Below are 26050 nucleotides of genomic sequence, written 5' to 3' on the forward strand. Positions count from 1 at the left end.
CTCACGCGCGTAAAGACAGACGCAAACGTTTTCGTTTATAATCGGCGGCATCTTTTTTTACTGCGGAAGAGAGTTATGACTGTATTAGGCACCGCGCTGCGCCCGGCAGCCACCAAAGTAATGCTGTTAGGTTCCGGCGAGCTGGGCAAAGAAGTCGCCATTGAATGTCAGCGTCTGGGCATTGAAACTATCGCCGTCGACCGCTACCCCGATGCCCCGGCGATGCAGGTCGCCCACCGCGCCCACGTCATCAATATGCTGCACGGCGAGAGCCTGCGCGCCCTGATTGAACAGGAAAAACCCGATTACATCGTGCCGGAGATCGAAGCTATTGCTACCGATACCCTGGTTGAACTGGAACAGGCCGGGCAGAAAGTGGTCCCCACGGCGCGGGCGGCAAAGCTCACCATGAACCGCGAAGGCATTCGCCGCCTGGCGGCAGAAGAGCTGCAGCTCCCCACCTCCAGCTATCGCTTCGCCGACAGCGAAGAAGGCTTCCGTGCGGCCGTTACCGAGATCGGTTTGCCATGCATCGTCAAACCGGTGATGAGCTCCTCCGGCAAAGGCCAGAGTTTTATCCGCTCGGCTGACCAGCTCAGCGAAGCCTGGCGCTATGCGCAGCAGGGCGGCCGCGCCGGCGCCGGGCGGGTGATCGTCGAGGGGGTGGTGAATTTCGACTTTGAAATCACCCTGCTCACCGTCAGCGCCGTCGATGGCGTGCATTTCTGCGCCCCGGTTGGCCATCGCCAGGAAGACGGCGATTACCGTGAGTCCTGGCAACCGCAGCAGATGAGCGACCTGGCCCTCGAACGTGCCCAGGCCATCGCCCGCAAGGTGGTGCTGGCGCTGGGCGGTCATGGCCTGTTTGGCGTGGAACTGTTCGTTTGCGGCGACGAGGTGATCTTTAGCGAAGTCTCCCCGCGCCCACATGACACCGGCATGGTGACGCTGATCTCGCAGGATCTCTCGGAATTCGCCCTGCACGTTCGCGCCTTCCTTGGACTGCCCGTCGGCGCTATCCGCCAGTATGGTCCGGCCGCTTCCGCGGTGATCCTTCCGCAGCTGACCAGCCAGAACGTCAGCTTTGGCCAGTTGCAATCGGCCGTCGGGGCTGGCCTGCAGCTGCGTTTGTTCGGCAAGCCCGAGATTGACGGTACCCGCCGCCTGGGGGTAACCCTCGCCGTCGCCGATTCAGTCGAAGAGGCCGTGGCACGGGCTAAAACTGCCGCCGCGGCGGTCATCGTCGAAGGGTAAAGACAAAAAAACCCGGTCGCGTTGCCGCTGACCGGGTTGTCGACCTTGAGGCGCGGTTTACTTCGCGCCTTCCACCGCTTCACGCGCCAGGGTGGTAATGCGATCGTAGTCGCCGGCTTCCAGCGCATCGGCTGGCACCAGCCAGGAACCGCCGATGCACAGCACGCTGTTCAGCGCCAGGTAGTCACGGTAGTTGGCCGGAGAGATACCGCCGGTCGGGCAGAAACGAATGTGGCCGAACGGACCCGCAATCGCCTGCAGGGCTTTCACGCCGCCGTTGGCTTCCGCCGGGAAGAATTTAAACTCTTTCAGACCATACTGCATACCCAGCATCAGCTCGGACACCGTGCTGATCCCCGGGATCAGCGGAATGGTGCCGTCTTCAGTCGCCGCTTTCAGCAGGGATTCGGTCAGCCCCGGGCTGATAGCGAACTGCGCGCCAGCTTCCGTTACCGCTTTCAGTTGCTCAACGTTGGTGACCGTGCCCGCGCCGACAATCGCGTCCGGCACTTCTTTAGCAATCGCGCGGATCGCTTCCAGGGCGCACTCGGTGCGCAGGGTGACTTCCAGCACGCGCACGCCGCCTGCGACCAACGCTTTCGCCATCGGTACCGCATGCTCCAGCTTTTTCACTACGATAACCGGGACAACCGGACCGGAGGTGAGGATTGCTTCTGCTGTTGTTTTCCAGTTTTTCATCAAGATTTTCTCTCGCCAGATCTAGAAATAAAATCGTCTTAAAAAGTGATGCAGGTTGCGCCCTGCTCCGCGCCAGAGAGCTTCTCACGCAGCGCCCCAAACATCTCCCGACCGGTTCCCACGCGCGACGCGCTGAGGTCAGGGATATGCGGCTGACGCGCCGCCAGTTCGGCATCTTCTACCAGCAGCGTCAGTTCTCCCGTCTGTCCGTTCACGCGAATCACATCGCCATCGCGCACTTTGGCCAGCAAACCACCGTCATACGCTTCAGGCGTGACATGGATAGCTGACGGGACTTTACCGGAGGCGCCAGAGAGTCGGCCATCGGTCACCAGCGCTATTTTGAAACGGCGGTCCAATAATACACCAAGTGGCGGCATAAGTTTATGTAATTCTGGCATCCCGTTCGCTTTTGGCCCCTGATGACGGACCACCACCACACAATCTTTATCCAGCAGGCCCGCTTCAAAGGCCGGCAATACGTCGTGTTGGCTCTCGAACACCACCGCCGGCGCTTCAATCACCTGGTTCTCTACCGGGACCGCCGACGTTTTCATCACTGCGCGTCCCAGGTTGCCGCTCAGCACCTTCGTGCCGCCGTGGCGGGAGAACGGTTTCTCGAAGGTCGCGATGACCTGATCGTCAAGCGGCGCTGTCGCCCCTTCACGCCAGTCCAGCTCGCCGTTGTTGAGCCACGGCTCCAGGGTGTAACGCGACAGACCAAAGCCGGCGACGGTGTGAACATCCTCATGCAGCAGGCCGCCTTTCAGCAGTTCGCGCACCAGTACCGGAACGCCGCCCGCCGCCTGGAAGTGGTTGATATCCGCCGGGCCGTTGGGATAGAGGCGCGCCAGCAGCGGCACCACGTCTGACAGGTCGGAGAAATCATCCCAGTTAATGATGATCCCCGCCGCGCGGGCCATCGCCACCAGGTGCATGGTATGGTTGGTGGAGCCACCGGTCGCCAGCAGCGCCACGATGCCGTTGACTACCACTTTTTCGTCGAACATTTTCCCCAGCGGCATCCACTCGTTGCCATTGCCGGTCATGCGGGTGACCTGGCGTGCGGCAGCGGCGGTCAGTGCGTCCCGCAGCGGGGCATCCGGATGGACGAAGGACGATCCCGGCAGTTGCATGCCCATAAACTCGACCACCATCTGGTTGGTGTTCGCCGTGCCGTAGAAAGTACAGGTTCCCGGCGCGTGATAAGAGGCGGCTTCGGACTCCAGCAGCGCCATACGATCCACTTTACCTTCCGCGTACAGCTGGCGAATGCGGACCTTCTCTTTATTAGCCAGGCCGCTGGCCATTGGACCGGAGGGAATAAAGACCGACGGCAGATGGCCGAAAGAGAGCGCCGCCATAGTCAGGCCGGGGACAATTTTATCGCACACGCCGAGGTATAGCGCGCCATCGAACATGTTATGCGACAGGCCGATAGCGGCGGACATGGCGATCACTTCGCGGCTCAGCAATGAGAGCTCCATACCGTCCTGCCCCTGGGTTACGCCGTCGCACATTGCCGGCACGCCGCCGGCCACCTGGCCGACCGCATTGGCGCTATGCAGCGCTTTACGGATGATGTCCGGATAGTGTTCATAGGGCTGGTGAGCGGACAACATATCGTTGTAGGAGGTGATGATGGCGATGTTGTTGCGCAACATGCTTTTCAGAGAGGCTTTGTCGTCAGCCTGACAGGCCGCGAAACCGTGAGCCAGATTGCCGCAGGCCAGTTGCGCACGATGCACGGTGTCGGTTTTGGCCTGGTTAATCCTTGCGAGGTAAGCCGCGCGGGTGTCACGCGACCGTTCGATAATGCGATTTGTTACCCGTAACATTTTCGAATTCATAAAGGCTCCTCAAATTTGTATCTGTCCGGCCGCTGCGTGATGACGTATTTTTGTGCTAAAGGCCACCAACACCAGCGCTCAGGGGCAAAATGTCTGAAAGCAGTGTAATAAAAAAAGCCCCGTGGGTGAATCCTCACGGGGCTTAAAAGATTAAAAAGCGTGCGACTTTCTGCGTCAGATCATGTTACCGGTAAAATAACCCTGACGGATTAGGCGGCGAGCTTACTCGAACTCGTTCCACGAACGGCCGTCACGGGTGATCATCGCCACCGACGCAACCGGTCCCCAGGTCCCTGCCTGATACGGTTTCGGCGCATCGCGGTCGGCAGCCCAGGCTTCGGTGATGGAATCCACCCATTTCCACGCCTCTTCGACTTCATCACGGCGCACAAACAGCGCCTGGATACCGCGCATGGTCTCCAGCAATAGACGCTCATAAGCATCGGCCAGGTGCGTCTGATTAAAGGTCTCGGAGTAGCTCAGATCCAGCTTGGTGATCTGCAGATTATGCTTATGGTCGAGGCCCGGCACTTTGTTCAGCACCTGGATATCCACCCCTTCGTCCGGCTGCAGACGAATAGTCAGCTTGTTCTGCGGCAGCTCCTGCCAGGTCTCTTTAAACAAGTTCAGCTCCGGGGTTTTGAAGTAAACCACTACCTCAGAGCATTTGGTCGGCAGACGTTTGCCGGTGCGCAGATAGAACGGTACGCCGGCCCAGCGCCAGTTATCGATATCGACGCGGATCGCCACGAAGGTTTCGGTGTTACTGGTTTTGTTGGCGCCCTCTTCTTCCAGGTAGCCCGGCACTTTTTTGCCCTGGGCAAAGCCGGCGGTGTACTGGCCGCGAACGGTTTTCTCACGCACGTTGGAGCGATCAATGCGACGCAGGGATTTCAGGACCTTGACCTTTTCATCACGGATGCTGTCGGCGCTGAGATCGGACGGCGGCGACATGGCAATCATGCACAGGATCTGCAGCAGGTGGTTCTGGATCATGTCGCGCATCTGCCCGGCCTGGTCGAAGTAACCCCAGCGCCCTTCAATACCCACCTCTTCCGCGACGGTGATTTCGACATGATCGATAGTGCGGCAGTCCCAGTTATTGACGAACAGGGAGTTGGCAAAGCGCAGCGCCAGCAGGTTGAGGACCGTCTCTTTACCGAGGTAGTGGTCGATACGGTAGACCTGGCACTCTTCAAAAAACTCGCCGACCTGGTCGTTGATTTCACGCGAGGTTTCCAGCGAGGTACCCAGCGGTTTTTCCATCACCACGCGCGCAGGCTTGGCATTGAGCTTCGCTTCGCCCAGACCTTTGCAGATCGCGCCAAAGGTGCTCGGCGGCATGGCGAAATAGTTGATGGTGACACGGTTCTGTTGATCCAGCATCTCACCCAGACGCGTGAAGCCGCTGGTGTCATTAACGTCAAGATTACAGAACTCCAGGCGTCCGCTCAGGGAATCCCACAAACCTTCATCAATTTTTTCCTTCATGAAGGTTTCCAGCGCTTCGCGCACGACTTTGGTGTAAGCCGCTTTATCCCAATCGGCACGGCCGACGCCAATGATGCGGGTGTCGGCGTGGATCTGGCCCGCTTTTTCAAGCTGATACAGGGAAGGCAACAATTTACGTCGCGCCAGGTCGCCCTTCGCGCCGAAAATGACCAGGTCGCATGCCTGGGCCGTTTGCGTTACCGCCATGTCATTCTCCTCAGTTGATAGTCTGGTGCTTCTGCCAGGCTATATTTGTAATTTTCTTACACTGCACTGTACTGTGTTTACGTATTTCCCGAAAGCCTTCCCCTTCGTTTGCGGCGGTAAAACCGCACAGGGTGAAAACATTCGGCGATGATTTGGGCATCTGGCTGATATTGTTCGTTGTTTGTACCTGTTTCAGGTCAGTAAAATACGACTCTGATCATGTAATGAAAAAAAACAACATTATTTCACGTCATTCCTCACCGCTTGCGCTTGCGGAGGGGTATATTCTTGCTAAAACGCCCGATGATTTCACCCATTAATGAAATCGTTTCCATTGATGAGCGCCCTGTTACTAATGAACATGCTGGAAAAAATCCAGTCCCGACTGGAACACCTTAGCAAATCTGAACGCAAAGTGGCGGAAGTGATCCTCGCCACCCCCGCGCAGGCCATTCATTCGAGCATCGCCGCCCTCGCCCTTGAGGCCGGGGTGAGCGAACCGACCGTCAATCGCTTCTGCCGCAGCCTCGAAACCCGCGGGTTTCCTGATTTTAAACTGCACCTTGCCCAGAGCCTCGCGCACGGTACGCTCTATGTTAACCGGAATGTTGATGAAGACGACAGCGTTGAGTCATACACGGGAAAAATATTCGAATCGGCCATGGCGAGTTTAGATCAGGTCCACCATTCTCTCGACATGTCGGCGGTGAATCGCGCGGTGGATCTGCTGACTCAGGCCAAAAAAATCGCCTTTTTCGGCCTCGGTTCCTCGGCGGCGGTCGCCCATGATGCGATGAACAAATTTTTCCGCTTTAACGTGCCGGTCATCTATTCCGACGACATTGTCCTGCAACGCATGAGCTGTATGAATTGCGATGACGATGATGTGGTGGTGATTATCTCACATACCGGAAGAACCAAGAGCCTGGTGGAGCTAGCGCAGCTGGCCCGTGAAAACGATGCCATGGTGATCGCCCTCACCTCCGCCGGCACCCCCCTGGCCCGGGAAGCCACGCTCGCCATCACCCTCGATGTGCCGGAAGATACCGACATCTATATGCCGATGGTCTCCCGTCTGGCCCAGTTGACCGTCATCGACGTGCTGGCGACGGGTTTTACGCTGCGTCGGGGGGCAAAATTCAGAGATAACTTGAAGAGGGTCAAGGAAGCGCTGAAGGAATCGCGTTTTGATAAAGAACAGTTCGTACCCAGTGATAATCAATAAAAGTTGATAACAAGCAGTAACCCATTACACCTTCGATAACGATCCGGCTGTGCGACGTTGCAGGCTGGCGCTACCGAATCCATGTTCACGCAACACCAAAGTTGTATCAGTCAACGGAGTATTACATGTCCAGAAGGCTTCGCAGAACCAAAATCGTTACTACCTTAGGCCCAGCAACTGACCGTGATAACAACCTGGAAAAAGTTATCGCCGCGGGCGCAAACGTAGTGCGTATGAACTTCTCTCACGGCACCCCGGAAGATCATCAGCTCCGTGCCGACAAAGTGCGTGAGATTGCGGCGAAACTGGGCCGTCACGTTGCTATCCTCGGCGACCTCCAGGGACCAAAAATTCGCGTATCGACCTTCAAAGAAGGCAAAATTTTCCTCAATATCGGCGACAAATTCCTGCTCGACGCTAACCTCGGCAAAGGTGAAGGCGACAAAGAGAAAGTCGGGATCGATTACAAAGGCCTGCCGGCGGACGTCGTGCCGGGCGATATCCTGCTGCTCGACGATGGTCGCGTACAGCTGAAAGTCCTCGAAGTTCAGGGGATGAAAGTGTTTACTGAAGTGACCGTCGGCGGTCCGTTATCTAACAACAAAGGGATCAACAAGCTGGGCGGCGGCCTGTCTGCCGAAGCGCTGACCGACAAAGACAAAGCTGATATCGTCACCGCCGCCAAAATCGGCGTCGACTACCTGGCGGTCTCTTTCCCGCGCTGCGGCGAAGACCTGAACTACGCCCGTCGCCTGGCGCGCGATGCCGGCTGCGATGCAAAAATCGTCGCCAAAGTTGAGCGTGCGGAAGCAGTCTGCGATCAGGATGCGATGGACGACGTGATCCTCGCCTCCGATGTGGTCATGGTTGCGCGCGGCGACCTCGGCGTCGAAATCGGCGATCCAGAGCTGGTAGGTATCCAGAAAGCGCTGATTCGTCGTGCCCGTCAGCTGAACCGTTCCGTCATTACCGCCACCCAGATGATGGAGTCGATGATCACCAACCCGATGCCGACTCGCGCGGAAGTGATGGACGTGGCCAACGCCGTGCTGGATGGTACCGATGCGGTAATGCTCTCCGCGGAAACCGCTGCCGGTCAGTACCCGTCAGAAACCGTGGCCGCAATGGCGCGCGTGTGTCTGGGCGCCGAAAAAATCCCGAGCCTCAACGTCTCCAAACACCGTCTGGACGTCCAGTTCGACAACGTGGAAGAAGCAATTGCCATGTCGGCGATGTATGCCGCCAACCACCTGAAAGGCATCACGGCCATCATCACCATGACCGAATCGGGCCGCACCGCGCTGATGACCTCGCGCATCAGCTCCGGTCTGCCGATTTTCGCCCTTTCCCGCCACGAGCGCACCCTGAACCTGACCGCCCTCTACCGCGGGGTGACCCCGGTGTTCTTCGACAGCCAGAATGACGGGGTAGCCGCTGCGCACGATGCCGTCAATCTGCTGCGGGATAAAGGCTATCTCGTCTCCGGTGACCTCGTGGTCGTGACCCAGGGTGATGTGATGAGCACCATCGGCAGCACCAACACCACCCGTATCCTCACCGTCGAGTAAGCCTCGGTGTCGACCTGCCAGCGATGCGGCTGGCAGGTTTTTTTTGCCCAATATCTGGCAGACTACACCATCCAGCTCAACAACAGCGTCGCGGCGATCACCGTTGACGCCCCGCCGATCCGCGTCGCAATCTGGGCAAACGGCATCAACCCCATTCTGTTTGACGCCGAGAGGATGGCCACATCTCCGGTTCCTCCAAGGCCACTATGGCAGCTGGTCACGATAGCGGCTTCCACCGGATACATATTCAGGCGAGCAGCGATAAAGAAACCGCTCAGTGCCATGGCAATAACGATGGAGCCGCAAACCACGACGTAACCAACGGAGAACACCGAGACCACGCTCTCCAGCGGCACATACAGCATGCCCAGGCCGATCATCAGCGGCCACACCAGCGCGGCGGAGACAAACTTGTAGCAGCTATGCGCCCCCAGCTCCATCGCCGCCGGGATAACTTTGGTATATTTGCAGAAGACGGCCGCCAGAATCATCAGCACCGGCCCCGGAATATGCACCACCTTCTCCAGCAGACCACCGACGATGAAAAACGCGCAAATCATCAGCAACCCGGCACCCATGAGCTGAAAATCGGTGGGTTGGGTACTCTGATGTTGCGCAAAGACGCTATTATCGTCATGGCTACGGATCAGCATCCCATTGCCGGATAGCGCCGGACGACGTGCGCCCATGCGCGCCAGAAAACCAGCGCAGATAATGGCGAAAATATTCCCAACCACCGCGGCCGGCGCCAGCTGGGCAACATAGACATCAGGCGTTTGCCCGAGAATGGCCGAATAAGCCAGCGACAAAGGCAGGATCCCTTCGCCGATGCCGCCGCCGATAATTGGCACGATAATAAAAAAGAAGGTGTGGTAAATACTGTAGCCAAATAAGCTGCCCACCAGCAGGCCGGTTAATATTGCCGCCCCGGTCCCCACCACCAACGGGACAAACATACGCACCATTCCCTGGATCAGAATAGTGCGGTTCATTCCCAGAATACTCCCGACGACCAGACAGGCGATGACGAAATAGAGGAGATTGGCCTCTTTCATCAGCAAGTGCACAGTATCGAGCGTATGAGCTTCAAACACGCCAAAGTAGACCAACACTGAGGGCATCATCAGGCACAAGATAGCCGGCCCGCCAATGTCTTTTAATACTGGCACCATGCGGCCAATCTTAGCCAGCGCGAATCCCAGGGTCATAATGACCGCCAGTCCGCCAATCATATTTTTCGGCAGCAGACCCGCACTCGCGGAGAGCGCGACGATCGCAGCGATACCAATAAAGAGCGTTAACGGCACGGCACCAACGTCGATATTGGATAAAAATCGTGTCGATTGCCCGTTCGGTTGGGTTTTATCTATCGGGTGGTTGAGTGAATTATTTTCCATATTTTTACCTGAATGATAAGGAGGTAGCGTAGGGTAGTAACGCAATATTAAAATTTGCGTAGCAACATAAACGAAATAGCACTAAACACCGGCTCAACAAAATACACTCAAAACGGTAGCACAGGCGTTTAAAACAAAAAATGACAAACGGTTTTCCGCTGTCGGCTTTGTGACTAAACCATAAAGTTTATTTTAAGTAATTTAATTTATCGTCATAAAGCTAAAGTTAGCATCATCGATAATATTTGCATCTCATTCAAGCAACTCCATGATTTACCCCTGATTTACCCATTTGTAAGTAAAGTATCCGAGGCGAAATTATTTAAAGGCAGGCGACTGTGATGACTATCACCTTTTAAATATTACGGGATCGCTAGATTGGCGACACAACAACCCAATAAAATATGTCAGGACATCTTATGCCTTCACTACTCTTACAATCCCTTTTCCCATTGGTATTTATCATGCTGCTGGGATGGCTTAGCGGTAAACTAGGCTATACCCGGCGCGAGGATGCCTCCGTTCTTGCCACGGTGGTGATCCGCTTTGCGCTTCCGTTCCATCTTTTTATCGGCGCGTTAAATACCAATCCCGATAAAATTAAAAACTTCACCTTTATGGCGGTGTTAGTCATTGGCCTGATGGGATCCTATTTTCTCACGCTGCTGATCTCACGCTATGTTTTCCGTCATGATATTAAAACCAGCGCGATTCAGTCGCTGGTTTGCGCCTTCCCCGATATGGCCTACTTTGGTGCGCCCGTTCTGGCGGTACTGATAGGCCCGGAGGGTTTTCTCGGCGTGCTTATCGGAAACCTGGTGACCAGCGTATTGATGATCCCTCTGACTATCATCCTGATTCGCATGGGAGACAAGCACGGAAGCGCGGATGAACCCCAGCTTCATGCCGGGCAGCTGATCCTGCAAAACCTGCTGAAAGCCGTGAGAAACCCCATCGTCTGGATCCCGATTTCCGGCGTGTTGCTCAGCCTGGCAGGGGTCCAGTTGCCGCATATGCTCAGTATGCCTATTGAAATGGTGGGTAAAATCGCCGGCGGTCTGTCACTGTTCGCCCTGGGGCTGCTGTTTTACGGCGAACGCCCGACGGTCAATATTCAAACCTGTACCAATATCAGTATCAAAAATCTGATCCAACCGGCAATGATGGCCCTGGCCGGACTGGCCTTTGGACTCAGTCATACCTTAATGCAACAGGTTATTATCATCGGCGCGACGCCTTCCGCCATCGCCGCAGGGATGTTTGCTCTGCGCAGCGATACCTATATTGAGCCGGCCTCATCCTCTATTTTGCTGGGTACCGCCATCGGCGTCGTCACCGAAGGTATCATGATTTATCTCATTTCGTAATCACGGAAATAAAACACCAAGACATCAGGCAATGTTTTAATTTGATATTCAGGAGTCATCCAATGTTAGCCACAGAAACCTTATACACTCCCTATAACGGTGCCGTCCTGCTGGAAAATCCGTTATTAAATAAAGGCCTTGCATTTACCGAAAGTGAACGCACGGCATTTAATCTTCAGGGACTGTTACCCCATAATGTTGAAACCATTGAAGAACAAACCGAGCGCGCATGGGGCCAGTTTTGCCAGTTCAAAAAGAGTATTTCGCGCCATATCTATCTCAGGAATATTCAGGATACTAACGAGACATTATTCTATAACCTGCTGCGCAGCCATATGAAAGAAACGTTGCCGGTGATCTATACCCCGACGGTGGGAGAAGCGTGCGAACATTTTTCAGAAATATATCGCCGGGGACGCGGTTTATTTATTTCCTGGCCTAACCGTCACCAGATTGACGAAATGCTGCAGGGGTTTTCCCGCAATGATATCAAAGTCATTGTCGTGACCGATGGCGAGCGCATTCTGGGGCTGGGCGACCAGGGGATTGGTGGCATGGGGATCCCCATTGGCAAACTCTCGTTATATACCGCCTGCGGGGGTATTCACCCGGCATCCACGCTGCCCATTATGTTAGATGTTGGTACCAATAACCCGCAGCATCTGGAGGATCCACTGTATATGGGCTGGCGCCATCCGCGCATCAGCGACGAGCAGTACCTTGAGTTTATGGACATGTTTGTCCATGCCATTCAGCAACGTTGGCCGAATGTATTACTTCAGTTTGAAGACTTTGCCCAAAAGAATGCCACGCGACTGCTCAACCGCTATCGTCACCAGCTGTGCTGTTTTAACGATGATATCCAGGGTACCGCCGCCGTGACCTCAGGGACGCTGATCGCCGCCGCGGCCGCGGCCGGGACGCCGATCCGCGACCAGCGGGTAGTTTTCCTCGGTGGCGGTTCGGCCGGATGCGGCATTGCGGAAAAAATCATTGCGCTGATGGTGGATGATGGTCTCTCGGAGGAGGAAGCGCGCCGCCGCATCTTTATGGTTGACCGCTTTGGCCTGCTGACGGATGAGATGCCCAATCTGCTCGATTTTCAACGCAACCTCGTCACGCCGCGAGCCAGTATTGCCCACTGGGATACCGAGTCCGCCCAGCTGTCGCTGATGGATGTCGTACGCAACGTCCACCCTACCGTACTGATTGGCGTGTCAGGCCAGCCGGGGTTGTTTAGCGAGGAGATTGTGAAAGAGATGCATCGGCACTGCCCGCGTCCGATTATTATGCCGCTGTCTAACCCCACCTCCCGGGCCGAGGCCCAGCCGAAGGATTTGCTGGAGTGGACCCGGGGAAGCGCGCTGATCGCCACCGGTAGCCCGTTCGAACCCGTCTTCTACGACGGCAAAACCTACGATATCGCTCAGTGCAACAACGCCTATATTTTCCCCGGTCTGGGGCTGGGGATCCTCGCCAGTAAAGCGCAGCGCGTCACCGAAGCGATGCTGATCACCTGCAGTAAAACCCTCGCAGCCCACTCGCCTTTGGCGACCCGTGAAACCGGTGCTTTACTGCCGCCGGTTGAAGAGATTGAAATGATTTCCCGGGCTATTGCCGCAGAGGTCGCTCGCGCCGCGCAGCGGGACGGTGTCGCACCGCAGATTGATGAGGCACAGCTGGCGGCGAATATCGATAAAACCTTCTGGCGAGCGCGCTACACCGCCTATAAACGATCGTCATTCTGATCGTCATTCCTCAACTCATCTTGCGGGAAGTCGGCTGGCTTCCCGCCACACCGGGGAACCACGCATGTTCAATGTGCTGATCGTCGATGATGATCCCATGGTAGCCGAACTGAACCGGCTGTTTATCAGCCGGGTGGCTGATTTTCACTGCTGCGGGGTGGCGGCGACGATCGGCGGCGCCAAAGCGATGCTGAGCCATCTGGCGCAGGTCGATCTGCTGCTACTGGATGTCTATATGCAACAGGAGAATGGCCTTGACCTGCTGCCCTCGCTTCGCGCAGATGCGCGGAATATTGACGTCATCATGATGACATCTGCCGCCGATGCGCTCACGCTACAAACGGCGCTGCACTATGGGGTGGTGGATTACCTGATTAAACCGTTTCAGTTTCCGCGCTTTGAGGAAGCCCTGCAGACATGGCGCAACAAGCGTGAGGTGAAGCAGGCGAAATCCTGTTACGCCCAGGCGGATATCGACACCCTGCTGCGTCGCGGGATCCCGCAACAGGAAAGCGCCCGCCGCTTGCCGAAAGGGCTGACTCCACAAACCCTTCGCCTCGTGTGCCAGTGGATTGACGCCCATCAGGCGCGCGATTTTTCGACCAACGAGCTGGCGGCGGCGCTGCAGATATCCAGGGTGTCATGCCGCAAATACCTGATTTGGCTGGAGCAGATAAACGTGCTCTTCACGACCAATCACTACGGTATCACTGGCCGCCCGGAGTATCGCTACCGGCTTGTCGTCGAGAACGTGATGTTACTGACGCAATATAGCCAGTGAGCCGGGAACGCCCACTGGCTCTCTTTTAGACTACTTCTTTGGGAACAGCTCTTTGCGTTTATAAGGCTCGATTTCACCCGGTTTGCGCGTTTTCAGCAGCTTCAGGATCCAGGTGTACTGCTCGGTGTGCGGCTTAACAAACACTTCCACTTCTTCGTTCATCCGCCGGGCGATCGTCGTATCGTCAGCGTCCAGCAGATCGTCCATCGGCGGGCGGACCAGCACCGTCAGGCGATGCGTTTGGCCATCATAGACCGGGAACAGCGGTACGACGCGGGCGCGGCATACCTTCATTAAACGGCCAATCGCGGGCAGCGTCGCCTTGTAGGTAGCAAAGAAATCCACAAATTCACTGTGCTCAGCGCCGTGATCCTGGTCGGGCAGATAGTAGCCCCAGTAGCCCTGGCGCACCGACTGAATAAACGGTTTGATCCCATCGTTGCGCGCGTGCATACGCCCGCCAAAACGACGGCGCACGGTATTCCACACGTAATCAAAGACCGGGTTACCCTGGTTGTGGAACATCGCCGCCATCTTCTGCCCACCGGAGGCCATCAGCATCGCCGGGATATCCACGCCCCAGGCATGCGGAACGAGGAAAATCACTTTCTCGTTATTACGCTGCATCTCGTCGATGATCTCTTTCCCCTGCCAGTCGACGCGGGCAAGGATTTTCTGCGGATCGCGCAGGCCCAGCTCGGCCATCATCACCATCGCCTGCGGCGCCGAGGCATACATGGCGTCGATGATCGCTTCCCGTTCGTGCTCGCTTTTTTCCGGAAAACAGTACAGCAAATTAATCTGCGCCCGGCGCCGCGAGCTTTTCGCCAAACGCCCTACGAAGCGGCCGAGTTTGCCGAGGATCGGATCGCGAAAGGAAGGCGGCGTCAGCGCGATGCCAGCGAAGGCAAAGACGCCCAGCCACGCGCCCCAGTAGCGCGGCAGTAAAAAGGATTTCTCAAACTTAGGGATAAACTCAATATTATTTTTTTTCGTTTCCATGCCCAATCCGCAGGTCGACTGCTTAATCAAGATAATGGGATAGTGTAGCGAGACGTTGGGTAACCTACAAAAGAAAAAGCCGGCGCCCTGGGGCACCGGCTTTCCACTGACCGGTAGTTAGTCAAACCGCAGCTGCGGGACGACCTCTTTGACCTGCGCCAGGTAATCGGTACGGTCGGAACCGCTCAGCCCTTCGGTACGCGGCAGCTTAGCCGTCAGCGGGTTGACCGCCTGCTGGTTGATCCACACTTCGTAGTGCAGATGCGGTCCGGTAGAGCGGCCGGTATTCCCCGACAGCGCGATACGATCGCCGCGCTTCACTTTCTGCCCCGGTTTCACCAGCAGCTTACGCAAGTGCATATAGCGGGTGGTATAGGTGCGACCATGGCGGATAGCAACATAATACCCGGCAGCGCCGCTGCGCTTGGCCACCACCACTTCGCCATCGCCGACTGCCAGCACCGGCGTCCCCTGCGGCATCGCGAAATCGACGCCACGGTGCGGCGCGACGCGCCCGGTGACCGGGTTCAGACGACGCGGGTTAAAGTTAGAGGAGACGCGGAACTGACGCGCCGTTGGGAAGCGCATAAAGCCTTTCGCCAGCCCCGTCCCGTTACGATCGTAGAATTTGCCGTCTTCGGCACGGATAGCAAAGTAGTCTTTACCATCGGAGCGCAAACGCACGCCCAGCAGCTGACTTTGCTCGCGCTTACCGTCGAGCATTTCACGCGACATCAATACCGAGAACTCGTCGCCTTTTTTCAGCTTACGGAAATCCATCTGCCACTGCATGGCCTTGATCACCGCGCTGATTTCGGTACTGGTCAGCCCGGCGTCGCGTGCGCTGGAGACAAAGCTGGCGCCGACGGTGCCCTTCAGTACATTGTTGACCCAGTCGCCTTTCTGCAGCTCGCTGCTCATTTTAAAACCGTTGTCCACACGGGTATAAGTGCGGGTTTCGCGGCGGGACATCTCCCAGGTCAGACTCTGCAGATCGCCGTCCGCGGTCAGAGTCCAGGAGAGCTGCTGGCCAATCTTCAGATTACGCAGCTCTTTATCGGCGGAGGAAAGCTGGGCGATATCACCCATATCGATACCGTACTGGTTCAGGATGCTGCTGAGCGTATCGCCGGTCGACACCACATATTCGTGACCGCCGGCATCGGTATCGGCCTTCTCGTCGAGCTCATCCTGAGGAATGGCTTCTTCTTCCTGCGGGGCCTGGTCGATCGGCTCGGAGGCTTCCGGCAGCAGGGAACGGATCTCGCTTTTTTCCAGTTCAATGGTTCTGACGATGGGGGCGGATTCCGGGTGGTAAATGTAGGGTCGCCAGACGGCGACCGCTAAGGTAAGAACGCTAAGCGACCCCAACATGACGCGATGAGGTCGTGGCAGATTGTTGAATGCCTGAGTGACAGCGCGGGCTATCTGTTGCACGTATTCACTTCCTCGTTAATCTCCTTTCAGGCAGCTCGAATACTGATTCGCCAGCTGGGTCAGGAATTGTGGGTAACTCGCTTTACCCAACGTAATTCCAGTACCCAGCGGATCCAGGGTTCCCATGCGCACAGAAGTGCCCCGGGCAACAGCTTCGATAACCGCTGGCCTGAACTGTGGCTCAGCAAAAACGCACGTGGCCTTCTGCTCAACCAGTTGTGTTCTGATTTCGTGTAAACGCTGCGCACCAGGCTGTATTTCAGGGTTGACGGTAAAGTGCCCCAGTGAGGTCAAACCGTAGTGTTTTTCAAAGTAACCGTAGGCGTCATGAAAAACGAAATAGCCCTTCCCTTTCAGCGGTGCCAGCTCATTGCTAACCTGCTTGTCAGTTGCCGCCAGCGCGGCCTCGAACTGCTGCAGGTTGCTGTCGAGTTTGGCTCGACTCTGCGGCATAAGTTCCAATAATTTATCGTGGATTGCAACCGCCGAAAGCCGCGCTATCTCTGGGGATAACCACAGATGCATATTGTAAATACCGTGATGGTGATCGCCGTCACTTTTTTCTGCTGCGCCGTGGTCATGACCATGATGATCGTCATCGTCGTCAGCGCCGGTCATCAGCAGCGGCTTCACCCCATCCAGCTCCGCGATGGTCACCTTTTTATTCGCCGCAATGCTTTGCGTCGACTTATCCATAAAGGCTTCCATTTCCGGACCAATCCATACCACTAAGTCTGCGTTCTGTAAGCGTTTTACATCAGAAGGCCGCAGTGAATAGTCATGCTCTGAGGCGCCGTCGGGCAATAGCACCTGAGTATCTGTCACCCCATCGGCGATAGCAGCTGCGATAAAGCCCAGCGGTTTCATGGAAGTCACTACCGCGGCGCTGGCCAGCGGAACCTGCGCGAACAAAAAAACAGCGCCAAGTCCAGCGCAAAGAAGCGTATTTTTATGTAACATAATGCGTCTAGTCATCGAAACGAGTGAATGTGATGTGATATTATAACATTCACTAGCTTGTGCAACCCTAAATTACTATGACAAACCTTGTTACGCTGGAAAATGTGTCGGTGGCCTTTGGCCAACGCCGCGTGCTGTCTGACATCTCGCTGGCACTCACGCCAGGCAAAATATTAACGCTACTGGGCCCGAACGGCGCCGGTAAATCTACCCTTGTGCGGGTGGTTCTGGGGCTGGTAGCACCGACAGAAGGTGTCATCAAGCGGGAAGAACGCCTGCGGATCGGCTACGTGCCGCAGAAGCTGCATCTTGACGCCACGCTGCCACTGACCGTCAGCCGCTTCCTGCGTTTGCGCCCGGGTACCCGCAAAGACGACATCCTGCCGGCACTGAAACGTGTGCAGGCCGGGCATCTGATCGACGCGCCGATGCAAAAACTCTCCGGCGGCGAAACCCAGCGCGTACTGCTGGCCCGCGCCCTGCTCAACCGCCCACAGCTGCTGGTGCTGGATGAACCAACCCAGGGGGTTGACGTCAATGGCCAGGTGGCGCTTTACGATCTTATCGACCAGTTGCGCCATGAACTGGACTGCGCAGTGCTGATGGTATCGCACGACCTGCATCTGGTGATGGCCAAAACCGACGAAGTCCTGTGCCTGAACCAGCATATCTGCTGCTCCGGCGCGCCGGAGGTGGTCTCCATGCATCCGGAGTTTATCTCCATGTTCGGCCCGCGCGGCGCGGAACAGCTGGGGATTTACCGCCACCACCATAATCATCGCCACGACCTTCAGGGGCGAATTGTACTGCGTCGGGGAAACAGCCGCTAATGATTGAACTTCTGTTACCTGGCTGGCTTGCCGGGATAATGCTGGCCTGCGCCGCCGGTCCGCTGGGTTCCTTTGTGGTTTGGCGCCGCATGTCCTATTTTGGCGATACGCTGGCGCATGCGTCGCTGCTCGGCGTCGCTTTCGGCTTACTGCTTAACGTCAATCCGTTTTATGCGGTGATCGCAGTGACCCTGCTGCTGGCCGGCGGGCTGGTGTGGCTGGAGAAACGCCCCCATCTGGCGATCGATACCCTGCTGGGCATCATGGCGCACAGCGCACTGTCGCTGGGGCTGGTGGTGGTCAGTCTGATGTCTAACGTCCGCGTAGATCTGATGGCATACCTGTTCGGCGATCTGCTGGCAGTGACGCCGCAGGATTTGATTGCCATCGCCATTGGCGTAGTGATTGTGATTGGTATCCTGCTCTGGCAGTGGCGACCTCTGCTGGCGATGACCATCAGTCCGGATCTGGCGTTTGTCGATGGCGTGAAGCTGCAGCGCGTGAAGTTGCTGTTGATGCTGGTCACCGCCCTGACTATCGGCGTGGCGATGAAGTTCGTCGGCGCGCTGATCATCACTTCCCTGCTGATTATCCCGGCAGCCACCGCCCGCCGTTTTGCCCGTACACCGGAGCAGATGGCCGCCGTGGCAGTAGGCGTGGGCATGCTGGCGGTCACCGGGGGGCTAACCCTATCGGCCTTCTACGATACCCCCGCAGGGCCATCGGTGGTGCTGTGCGCCGCCGCGCTGTTTATCCTCAGCATGACGAAAAAAGCCGCCAGCTGAAAATGAAAAAGCCCGGTCATGCTGTTGACCGGGCCTCCACACGCACTGCTCTGCCGCAACGCACTATGGCATTTCCGGCGGCGTAATGCCGAAATGATTCCAGGCCCGCACCGTCGCCATTCTTCCCCGTGGCGTACGCTGCAGAAAACCCTGCTGAATTAAATAAGGCTCCAGCACATCTTCAATGGTTTCCCGCTCTTCGCCAATCGCGGCGGCAAGGTTATCCAGCCCCACCGGCCCACCAAAGAATTTATCTATCACCGCCAGCAGCAGTTTGCGGTCCATATAGTCGAACCCTTCCGCATCGACATTCAGCATATCCAGCGCCTGGGCGGCAATGTCGGCAGAGATGGTGCCGTCATGGCGCACTTCCGCGAAGTCGCGCACCCGACGTAGCAGACGGTTGGCAATACGCGGCGTGCCGCGTGAACGACGGGCCACTTCCAGCGCGCCTTCGTCGCTCATCTCCAGTCCCATATGGCGGGCGCTGCGGCTGACAATATGCTGTAGATCGGGTATCTGATAGAACTCCAGACGCTGCACGATGCCAAAGCGGTCGCGCAGCGGCGAGGTCAATGAACCGGCCCGGGTGGTGGCGCCGATCAGGGTAAACGGCGGCAGATCGATTTTGATGGAGCGCGCCGCCGGACCTTCGCCAATCATAATATCCAGCTGATAGTCTTCCATCGCCGGGTAGAGCACCTCTTCCACCACCGGCGAGAGGCGATGGATCTCATCGATAAACAGCACGTCGTGCGGTTCGAGGTTGGTGAGCATCGCGGCGAGATCGCCTGCTTTCTCTAGCACCGGGCCGGAGGTGGTGCGCAGATTCACCCCCATCTCATTGGCGACAATGTTCGCCAGGGTGGTTTTCCCCAACCCAGGCGGGCCAAAAATCAGCAGGTGATCGAGGGCGTCGCCGCGCAGTTTCGCCGCCTGGATAAAGATCTCCATCTGCGAGCGCACCTGCGGCTGGCCGACATACTCTGCCAGCAATTTTGGGCGGATGGCGCGGTCAACGGCCTCTTCTGCGCCGCTGCTGTCTGCCGATACCAGCCGGTCTGCTTCAATCATCCCTTACCTCACAACGCGGCGCGCAGCGCTTCGCGGATTAGCGTTTCACTGTTGGCGTCCGGACGCGCGATCTTGCTTACCATCCGGCTGGCCTCCTGCGGTTTATAGCCCAGCGCGACCAGCGCAGCAACCGCTTCCTGTTCGGCATCATCTGCCGTCGGGCCTGCCGGTGAAGTCAGCACCAGATCGGCCGCCGGAGTGAACAGGTCGCCGTGCAGCCCTTTGAAGCGGTCTTTCATCTCGACGATCAGGCGTTCTGCGGTTTTTTTGCCAATCCCCGGCAGCTTCACCAGCGAGGCGACTTCTTCCCGCTCAACGGCGTTGACGAACTGCTGCGCCGACATGCCGGAGAGGATCGCCAGCGCCAGCTTTGGCCCCACGCCGTTGGTTTTAATCAGCTCTTTAAACAGCGTACGTTCCTGTTTGTTGTTAAAACCATACAGCAGCTGGGCATCTTCACGCACCACAAAGTGGGTAAAGACTATCGCCTCCTGACCGGCCTCCGGCAGCTCATAGAAGCAGGTCATTGGCATATGCACTTCATAGCCGACGCCCGCCGTTTCCAGCAACACCAGCGGGGGTTGTTTTTCGAGAATGATGCCTCTGAGTCTGCCTATCACATGGGGCTCCTGCGTTATGGTCTAAGTATCTGGCGGTATCATAAAAAAAGGCTGGATAGATATCCAGCCTGATTTGCGATTATCGTAAGCGCCCTCGCGCCAGATTGAGCCGGGTCTCACTGATCTGAGCGGCATTCTGGCTAACATGGCAGTGGGTGATGGCAATCGCCAGCGCATCCGCCGCATCCGCCTGCGGATTGGCAGGCAGCTTGAGCAAGGTACGCACCATGTGCTGGACCTGGCTCTTTTCGGCACTGCCGATCCCGACAACGGTCTGCTTGACCTGGCGGGCGGCGTATTCAAACACCGGCAGCGACTGATTGGTCGCTGCAACAATCGCCACTCCCCGCGCCTGGCCGAGCTTTAACGCCGAATCGGCGTTCTTCGCCATAAAGACCTGCTCAATGGCGAAATAGTCGGGCTGGAACTGGGTGATGATCTCCGTCACCCCAGCGTAAATCAGCTTCAGCCGCGACGGCAGATCGTCCACTTTGGTGCGGATGCATCCGCTGCCAAGGTAGCTCAACTGCCGCCCAACCTGGCGGATCACGCCATAACCGGTGACGCGCGACCCCGGGTCAATGCCGAGAATAATAGCCATCACGCGCCTCCGGTTAACCGTGGATGCGACTGCATCACAGGGTGGCTGCGACCTCGTCGGAGATCTCGCCGTTATGGTACACTTCCTGCACGTCGTCGCAGTCTTCGAGCATATCGATCAGACGCAGCAGCTTCGGCGCCGTCTCGGCATCCATATCCGCTTTGGTGGACGGGATCATCGAGACTTCGGCAGCGTCGGCTTTCAGGCCAGCGGCTTCCAGCGCGTCGCGCACGGCGCCCATCTCTTCCCACGCGGTGTAGACGTCGATGGCGCCGTCGTCATAGGTCACCACGTCTTCTGCGCCGGCTTCCAGCGCCGCTTCCATAATGGTGTCTTCATCGCCTTTCTCGAAGGAGATGACGCCTTTCTTGCTGAACAGGTAGGACACGGAGCCGTCGGTACCGAGGTTACCACCGGTTTTGGTGAAAGCGTGACGCACTTCCGCAACGGTACGGTTACGGTTGTCGGACAGACATTCCACCATTACCGCGGTACCGCCAGGGCCATAGCCTTCGTAAATGATGGTTTCCATGTTCGCGTCTTCATCACCGCCGACGCCGCGCGCGATGGCGCGGTTCAGGGTGTCGCGCGTCATGTTGTTAGACAACGCTTTATCAACGGCTGCACGCAGACGCGGGTTGGAAGCCGCGTCGCCGCCGCCCAGACGCGCCGCAGTCACCAGCTCGCGAATGATTTTCGTAAAGATTTTACCGCGTTTAGCATCCTGTGCCGCTTTGCGGTGTTTGGTGTTGGCCCATTTACTATGACCTGCCATAAAAAACTCTCCAAAAAGCGCGCCCTTTCAGGCGGCGTTAATTACAAATTCTTCAATCGCCTGCCGGTTGCTCCACGACTTGGTCAGCGCAGCGGCTTCCGTCGCGCTGACCCAGCGGTAGGCCAGATGTTCGGTGAAGGTAATCTCCCGCTCATGAGGCAGCGCAAGACAGAACCAGAATTCTGTATTGCGCTCTACACCCGGCGCATAGCGATGACGCAAATGAGAAAATATCTCGAACTCCACCGTGCGCTGACAGTCAATTAAGGTCAGTTGCTCGCAGGCAACATCAATGGCGACCTCTTCCTTTACTTCACGCGCGGCGGCCTGCAGCGCGGTCTCTCCTGCTTCCAGGCTGCCGGTCACCGACTGCCAGAACGCGGGATCGTCGCGCCGCTGTAACATCAGCACCCGTTTCGTATCTTCGGCGTAAATCACCACCAGCACCGAAACGGGCAGCTTAAATGACATATTACTTGTTCTCCAGAGACGCTTTTGTCTCTTTCTCCACAACCTGAATACCCAGTTCACCAAGCGAGGCAGGATTCGCGAAGCTTGGCGCTTCGGTCATCAGACAGGCCGCCGCGGTGGTTTTCGGGAAGGCGATAACGTCGCGGATGTTATCGGTACCGGTCAGCAGCATGGTCAGGCGGTCAAGACCGAACGCCAGGCCCGCATGCGGCGGCGTACCGTATTTCAGCGCATCCAGAAGGAAGCCGAATTTTTCACGCTGCTCTTGCTCGTTAATGCCCAGGATGCCAAATACAGTTTGCTGCATGTCGCCGCGGTGGATACGCACAGAACCGCCGCCGACTTCATACCCATTAATGACCATATCGTAGGCGTTGGCTACAGCCTCTTCCGGCGCGGCTTTCAGCTCGTCCGCCGTCATATCTTTTGGCGAGGTGAACGGATGGTGCATCGCCGTCAGGCCGCCTTCGCCGTCGTCTTCGAACATCGGGAAGTCGATCACCCACAGCGGCGCCCATTTGCTTTCGTCAGTCAGGCTCAGGTCTTTACCGAGCTTCAGACGCAGCGCGCCCAGCGCGTCAGCCACCACTTTCTTGTTGTCGGCGCCGAAGAAGATCATATCGCCGTCCTGCGCGCCGGTGCGCTCGAGGATGGCTTCCACGATCTCAGCGGTCAGGAACTTCGCCACCGGGCTGTTGATCCCGTCCATGCCTTTCGCACGCTCGGTCACTTTAATATAGGCCAGCCCCTTCGCGCCGTAGATCTTCACAAAGTTGCCGTATTCGTCAATCAGCTTGCGGGTCAGAGAGGCACCGCCCGGGACGCGCAGCGCCGCCACACGTCCTTTCGGATCGTTGGCCGGGCCGGCAAAGACCGCGAACTCCACGGACTTCAGCAGGTCGGCGACGTCCACCAGCTCCATCGGGTTACGCAGATCTGGTTTATCGGAGCCGTAACGACGTTCGGCTTCGGCGAAGGTCATGATCGGGAAATCGCCCAGGTCGACGCCTTTAATTTCCAGCCACAGCTGACGCACCATCGCTTCCATGATCTCACGCACCTGCGGCGCGGTCATAAAGGAGGTTTCCACGTCGATCTGGGTAAATTCAGGCTGACGGTCGGCACGCAGGTCTTCATCGCGGAAGCATTTAACGATCTGATAATAGCGATCGAACCCGGACATCATCAGCAGCTGTTTGAACAGCTGCGGGGACTGCGGCAGCGCGTAGAATTTGCCTTTATGCACGCGGGAAGGCACGAGGTAATCGCGAGCGCCTTCCGGGGTGGCTTTAGTCAACATCGGGGTTTCGATGTCGAGGAAGCCATGGTCATCCATAAAGCGACGCACAAAGCTGGTGATTTTCGCGCGGGTTTTCAGACGCTGCGCCATTTCCGGACGACGCAGGTCGAGGTAGCGGTATTTCAGACGCGCTTCTTCGGTGTTGACGTGATTGGAGTCCAGCGGCAACGATTCTGAGCGGTTAATGATCGTCAGATCGGAGGCCAGCACTTCGATGGCGCCGGTGGCCATGTCCGCGTTGATGTTTTTCTCTTCACGCGCGCGGACGGTGCCAGTGACCTGAATGCAGAACTCATTACGCAGTTCAGAGGCTAATTTCAACGCATCCGCACGATCCGGGTCGAAAAACACCTGAACGATGCCTTCGCGGTCGCGCATGTCGATAAAAATGAGGCTACCGAGATCGCGACGGCGGTTGACCCAACCACACAGAGTCACCTGCTGCCCAACGTGGGACTGTCGAAGCTGTCCGCAATATTCTGTACGCATGAGATATCCCTTAACTTAGCCGTCGGCGGATTGTCGTCTGCCCTGCAGGCGACGAGGTCGCAGCTTTAGCTGATGTCACAACTGAATGAAAAAAGGCGGCTATTATACTGGAAATTCTGTCGTTCGATAAGTCCGACGCACGATGTACGCTGCTTTGCTGCGCGCTTAACGTCTACACTCACATAAATTAACAATATTTGTTACCCTTTTGCAGAAGCCGCGCAGGTATTGTAGCCGCCTGACAACAGAACAAGATACGGGGATACCATGTTAGAACTCAATGCAAAAAAAACGGCGCTGGTGGTGATCGATCTGCAGGAAGGCATTCTGCCTTTCGCCGGCGGACCACATCGGGCTGACGAGGTGGTGGCGCGTGCCGCTCGCCTGGCAGACCAGTGTCGACAACAGGGTTCACCGGTCATCATGGTCCGCGTCGGCTGGTCGGCCGATTTCGCTGAAGCGCTGAAACAGCCTGTCGACGCTCAGGCCGGGGCGCATACGCTGCCTGAAAACTGGTGGACCTACCCGGCCACGCTCGGTAAGCAGGAGAGCGATATCGAAGTGACCAAACGCCAGTGGGGCGCGTTCTATGGCACCGACCTTGAGCTTCAGCTGCGCCGCCGCGGTATCGACACCATTATTCTCTGCGGCATCTCCACCAATATCGGCGTCGAATCCACCGCCCGCAACGCCTGGGAGCTGGGTTTTAACCTGGTCATCGCTGAAGATGCCTGCAGCGCCGCCTCCGCCGAGCAGCATCAGGGCAGCATGACGCATATTTTCCCGCGCATCGGTCGGGTGCGCAGCACCGAGGAGATCCTCGCCGCGCTATGATTTATATTGGGCTTCCCCAGTGGTCGCACCCGAAATGGGTGCGCCTTGGCATCACCAGCCTTGAAGAGTACGCCCGCCACTTTAACTGCGTGGAGGGCAACACTACCCTGTATGCGCTGCCGAAGCCGGAGATAGTCACCCGCTGGTATGAACAGACCCACGATGACTTCCGCTTCTGCTTCAAATTCCCGGCCACCATCTCGCACCAGGCCGCCCTGCGTCATTGCGACGAGTTAAGCAGTGAATTTTTTGCCCGCCTGGCGCCGCTGGCCTCGCGCATCGGCCAGTACTGGCTGCAGCTGCCGGCGACCTTCGGTCCTCGCGATCTCCCCGCGTTATGGCAATTTCTCGACGGGCTGCCGACGGATTTCACCTACGGCGTCGAGGTTCGTCACCCCGAATTCTTCGCCAAAGGCGAAGCGGAACAGCAGCTCAATCGAGGGCTGCACGAGCGCAACGTTAACCGCGTGATCCTCGACAGCCGCCCGGTCCACAGCGCCGCAGCCACCAGCCCGGCGATGATCGACGCGCAGAAAAAGAAACCCAAAGTGCCGGTACATGCGGTGATGACCGCCCGGCAGCCGATGGTACGCTTTATCGGCGGTGACGACATGGCCCACAACCGGGAACTGTTTCGCGTCTGGCTGCAGACCCTGCCGAAGTGGCATCAGTCTGGCACCCCGTGGCTGTTCCTGCATACCCCTGACATTGCTTACGCGCCGACGCTGGTCGATACGCTGTGGAGCGATCTGCGCACCGCCCTGCCGGCGGCAGGAAATGCGCCGTCGATTCCGCAGCAATCCTCCCTTTTCTGATATCCTGCTATCATAATCGGAGCCATCTGCCAGAGTTAAAGGGAGTTTTCGTATGGTCAGCGCGCTGTATGCCGTTTTAGGTGCGTTATTGTTAGTGAAGTTTTCTTTCGACGTGGTGCGTTTACGCACCCAGTACCATGTGGGCTACGGTGACGGCGGCTTTAGCGAGCTGCAGGTTGCCATCCGCGTTCACGGTAATGCCGTCGAATATGTGCCGATTGGCCTCATTTTGCTGCTATTTATGGAGATGAATGGCGCCCAGACCTGGATGGTGCACGTTTGCGGCATTTTATTGATTGTCGGGCGACTGATGCACTCCTGGGGTTTTCATCACCGCGTCTACCACTGGCGCCGCTCCGGCATGAGCGCGACCTGGTGCGCGTTGTTGCTGATGGTGCTGGCCAATCTCTGGTATATGCCCTGGGAGTTGGTTTTCTCCCTCCGTTAGCGCACAATACGCCGTTTTCGTT

At 57.1% G+C, this 26050-nt stretch carries 25 protein-coding genes; 11 read left to right on the forward strand and 14 right to left on the reverse strand.

The annotated features are described in order from the left end of the window. The first annotated feature begins 75 nt into the window (after positions 1-75). The gene (gene purT / locus CWM57_RS09070) at positions 76-1254 is read left to right on the forward strand and encodes a formate-dependent phosphoribosylglycinamide formyltransferase (RefSeq protein WP_100675386.1); all 1179 of its coding nucleotides are present in this window, start codon (positions 76-78) and stop codon (positions 1252-1254) included. A gap of 57 nt (positions 1255-1311) precedes the next feature. Here purT and CWM57_RS09075 read toward each other — a convergent pair whose 3' ends face one another. The 4 genes from CWM57_RS09075 to CWM57_RS09090 form a co-directional block, all read right to left on the reverse strand. Continuing rightward, positions 1312-1953 carry a bifunctional 4-hydroxy-2-oxoglutarate aldolase/2-dehydro-3-deoxy-phosphogluconate aldolase gene (locus CWM57_RS09075; protein WP_002911423.1) on the reverse strand — a complete coding sequence of 214 codons (642 nt, stop codon included), beginning with the start codon at positions 1951-1953 and terminating at the stop codon, positions 1312-1314. Between the two features lie 38 nt (positions 1954-1991). After that, positions 1992-3803, reverse strand: coding sequence for a phosphogluconate dehydratase (gene edd, locus CWM57_RS09080; protein ID WP_100675385.1), 1812 nt, complete (start codon positions 3801-3803; stop codon positions 1992-1994). A gap of 222 nt (positions 3804-4025) precedes the next feature. Further along, the gene (gene zwf / locus CWM57_RS09085) at positions 4026-5501 is read right to left on the reverse strand and encodes a glucose-6-phosphate dehydrogenase (protein WP_008804260.1); all 1476 of its coding nucleotides are present in this window, start codon (positions 5499-5501) and stop codon (positions 4026-4028) included. Between the two features lie 10 nt (positions 5502-5511). Then, entirely contained in the window at positions 5512-5661 is a 150-nt protein-coding gene (locus CWM57_RS09090) for a hypothetical protein (protein WP_004145554.1), read from the reverse strand. A 159-nt stretch (positions 5662-5820) separates the two neighbouring features. Here CWM57_RS09090 and CWM57_RS09100 point away from each other — a divergent pair, with 159 nt between their 5' ends. Continuing rightward, on the forward strand, positions 5821-6726 hold the full coding sequence (locus CWM57_RS09100; protein WP_162677299.1) for a MurR/RpiR family transcriptional regulator: 906 nt from the start codon (positions 5821-5823) through the stop codon (positions 6724-6726). 125 nt (positions 6727-6851) lie between these two features. Then, positions 6852-8294: a pyruvate kinase gene (gene pyk / locus CWM57_RS09105; RefSeq protein WP_074385455.1), complete on the forward strand. Its 1443-nt coding sequence runs from the start codon at positions 6852-6854 to the stop codon at positions 8292-8294. A 62-nt stretch (positions 8295-8356) separates the two neighbouring features. On the opposite strand, the gene CWM57_RS09110 is transcribed toward pyk, so the two are convergent. Further along, positions 8357-9691 carry a 2-hydroxycarboxylate transporter family protein gene (locus CWM57_RS09110; RefSeq protein WP_100675384.1) on the reverse strand — a complete coding sequence of 445 codons (1335 nt, stop codon included), beginning with the start codon at positions 9689-9691 and terminating at the stop codon, positions 8357-8359. A gap of 419 nt (positions 9692-10110) precedes the next feature. Here CWM57_RS09110 and CWM57_RS09115 point away from each other — a divergent pair, with 419 nt between their 5' ends. The 3 genes from CWM57_RS09115 (at position 10111) to dcuR (ending at position 13587) form a co-directional block, all read left to right on the forward strand. Beyond that, the gene (locus CWM57_RS09115) at positions 10111-11058 is read left to right on the forward strand and encodes an AEC family transporter (RefSeq protein ID WP_061154102.1); all 948 of its coding nucleotides are present in this window, start codon (positions 10111-10113) and stop codon (positions 11056-11058) included. Between the two features lie 62 nt (positions 11059-11120). Continuing rightward, positions 11121-12806: an NAD-dependent malic enzyme gene (locus CWM57_RS09120; RefSeq protein WP_100675383.1), complete on the forward strand. Its 1686-nt coding sequence runs from the start codon at positions 11121-11123 to the stop codon at positions 12804-12806. Positions 12807-12870: 64 nt separating this feature from the next. Then, a complete protein-coding gene (gene dcuR, locus CWM57_RS09125) occupies positions 12871-13587 on the forward strand; it encodes a two-component system response regulator DcuR (protein ID WP_100630724.1) in 717 nt (238 codons plus the stop codon). A gap of 30 nt (positions 13588-13617) precedes the next feature. Here the strand turns inward: dcuR and lpxM are convergent, their stop codons facing one another. The 3 genes from lpxM to znuA all read right to left on the reverse strand — a co-directional run bounded on the left by lpxM (position 13618) and on the right by znuA (position 16986). Beyond that, positions 13618-14589: a lauroyl-Kdo(2)-lipid IV(A) myristoyltransferase gene (lpxM, locus tag CWM57_RS09130; protein ID WP_008804253.1), complete on the reverse strand. Its 972-nt coding sequence runs from the start codon at positions 14587-14589 to the stop codon at positions 13618-13620. Between the two features lie 117 nt (positions 14590-14706). Further along, positions 14707-16026, reverse strand: a complete 1320-nt coding sequence (gene mepM, locus CWM57_RS09135) for a murein DD-endopeptidase MepM (RefSeq protein WP_061154098.1) — start codon at positions 16024-16026, stop codon at positions 14707-14709. A 15-nt stretch (positions 16027-16041) separates the two neighbouring features. Further along, complete coding sequence (znuA, locus tag CWM57_RS09140; protein ID WP_074385451.1) at positions 16042-16986, reverse strand: zinc ABC transporter substrate-binding protein ZnuA; 945 nt, start codon at positions 16984-16986, stop codon at positions 16042-16044. A gap of 110 nt (positions 16987-17096) precedes the next feature. Between znuA and znuC the strand changes: the two genes are divergently transcribed. Beyond that, the gene (gene znuC / locus CWM57_RS09145) at positions 17097-17816 is read left to right on the forward strand and encodes a zinc ABC transporter ATP-binding protein ZnuC (protein WP_228958578.1); all 720 of its coding nucleotides are present in this window, start codon (positions 17097-17099) and stop codon (positions 17814-17816) included. After that, the gene (znuB, locus tag CWM57_RS09150; RefSeq protein WP_100675382.1) at positions 17816-18601 is read left to right on the forward strand and encodes a zinc ABC transporter permease subunit ZnuB; all 786 of its coding nucleotides are present in this window, start codon (positions 17816-17818) and stop codon (positions 18599-18601) included. The genes znuC and znuB overlap by 1 nt, the downstream gene beginning before the upstream one ends. Positions 18602-18664: 63 nt before the next feature. Here the strand turns inward: znuB and ruvB are convergent, their stop codons facing one another. From ruvB to aspS, 6 genes are all read right to left on the reverse strand, one after another. Then, complete coding sequence (gene ruvB / locus CWM57_RS09155) at positions 18665-19675, reverse strand: Holliday junction branch migration DNA helicase RuvB (protein ID WP_061154095.1); 1011 nt, start codon at positions 19673-19675, stop codon at positions 18665-18667. An 8-nt stretch (positions 19676-19683) separates the two neighbouring features. After that, complete coding sequence (ruvA, locus tag CWM57_RS09160; RefSeq protein ID WP_002911454.1) at positions 19684-20295, reverse strand: Holliday junction branch migration protein RuvA; 612 nt, start codon at positions 20293-20295, stop codon at positions 19684-19686. Between the two features lie 79 nt (positions 20296-20374). Continuing rightward, on the reverse strand, positions 20375-20896 hold the full coding sequence (ruvC, locus tag CWM57_RS09165; RefSeq protein ID WP_061154094.1) for a crossover junction endodeoxyribonuclease RuvC: 522 nt from the start codon (positions 20894-20896) through the stop codon (positions 20375-20377). Between the two features lie 34 nt (positions 20897-20930). After that, complete coding sequence (locus tag CWM57_RS09170) at positions 20931-21671, reverse strand: YebC/PmpR family DNA-binding transcriptional regulator (RefSeq protein ID WP_061154093.1); 741 nt, start codon at positions 21669-21671, stop codon at positions 20931-20933. Positions 21672-21698: 27 nt separating this feature from the next. Beyond that, positions 21699-22142, reverse strand: coding sequence for a dihydroneopterin triphosphate diphosphatase (nudB, locus tag CWM57_RS09175; RefSeq protein WP_002911477.1), 444 nt, complete (start codon positions 22140-22142; stop codon positions 21699-21701). 1 nt (position 22143) lies between these two features. Further along, positions 22144-23931: an aspartate--tRNA ligase gene (gene aspS, locus CWM57_RS09180; RefSeq protein WP_061154091.1), complete on the reverse strand. Its 1788-nt coding sequence runs from the start codon at positions 23929-23931 to the stop codon at positions 22144-22146. Positions 23932-24198: 267 nt separating this feature from the next. Here aspS and CWM57_RS09185 point away from each other — a divergent pair, with 267 nt between their 5' ends. Genes CWM57_RS09185 through CWM57_RS09195 form a run of 3 tightly spaced genes read left to right on the forward strand, consistent with a single transcriptional unit; the run spans position 24199 to position 26028 of the window. Then, positions 24199-24765 (forward strand): hydrolase, encoded by a 567-nt coding sequence (locus CWM57_RS09185; RefSeq protein ID WP_100630728.1) that lies wholly within the window; start codon positions 24199-24201, stop codon positions 24763-24765. Further along, the gene (locus tag CWM57_RS09190) at positions 24762-25580 is read left to right on the forward strand and encodes a DUF72 domain-containing protein (RefSeq protein ID WP_100675381.1); all 819 of its coding nucleotides are present in this window, start codon (positions 24762-24764) and stop codon (positions 25578-25580) included. Before CWM57_RS09185 ends, CWM57_RS09190 begins: the two co-directional genes overlap by 4 nt. A gap of 52 nt (positions 25581-25632) precedes the next feature. Then, entirely contained in the window at positions 25633-26028 is a 396-nt protein-coding gene (locus tag CWM57_RS09195; protein WP_008804243.1) for an MAPEG family protein, read from the forward strand. The last annotated feature ends 22 nt before the right edge of the window (positions 26029-26050 follow it).

Source organism: Klebsiella sp. G-Nf4 (assembly GCF_002810615.1).
GTDB lineage: Bacteria > Pseudomonadota > Gammaproteobacteria > Enterobacterales > Enterobacteriaceae > Klebsiella > Klebsiella variicola.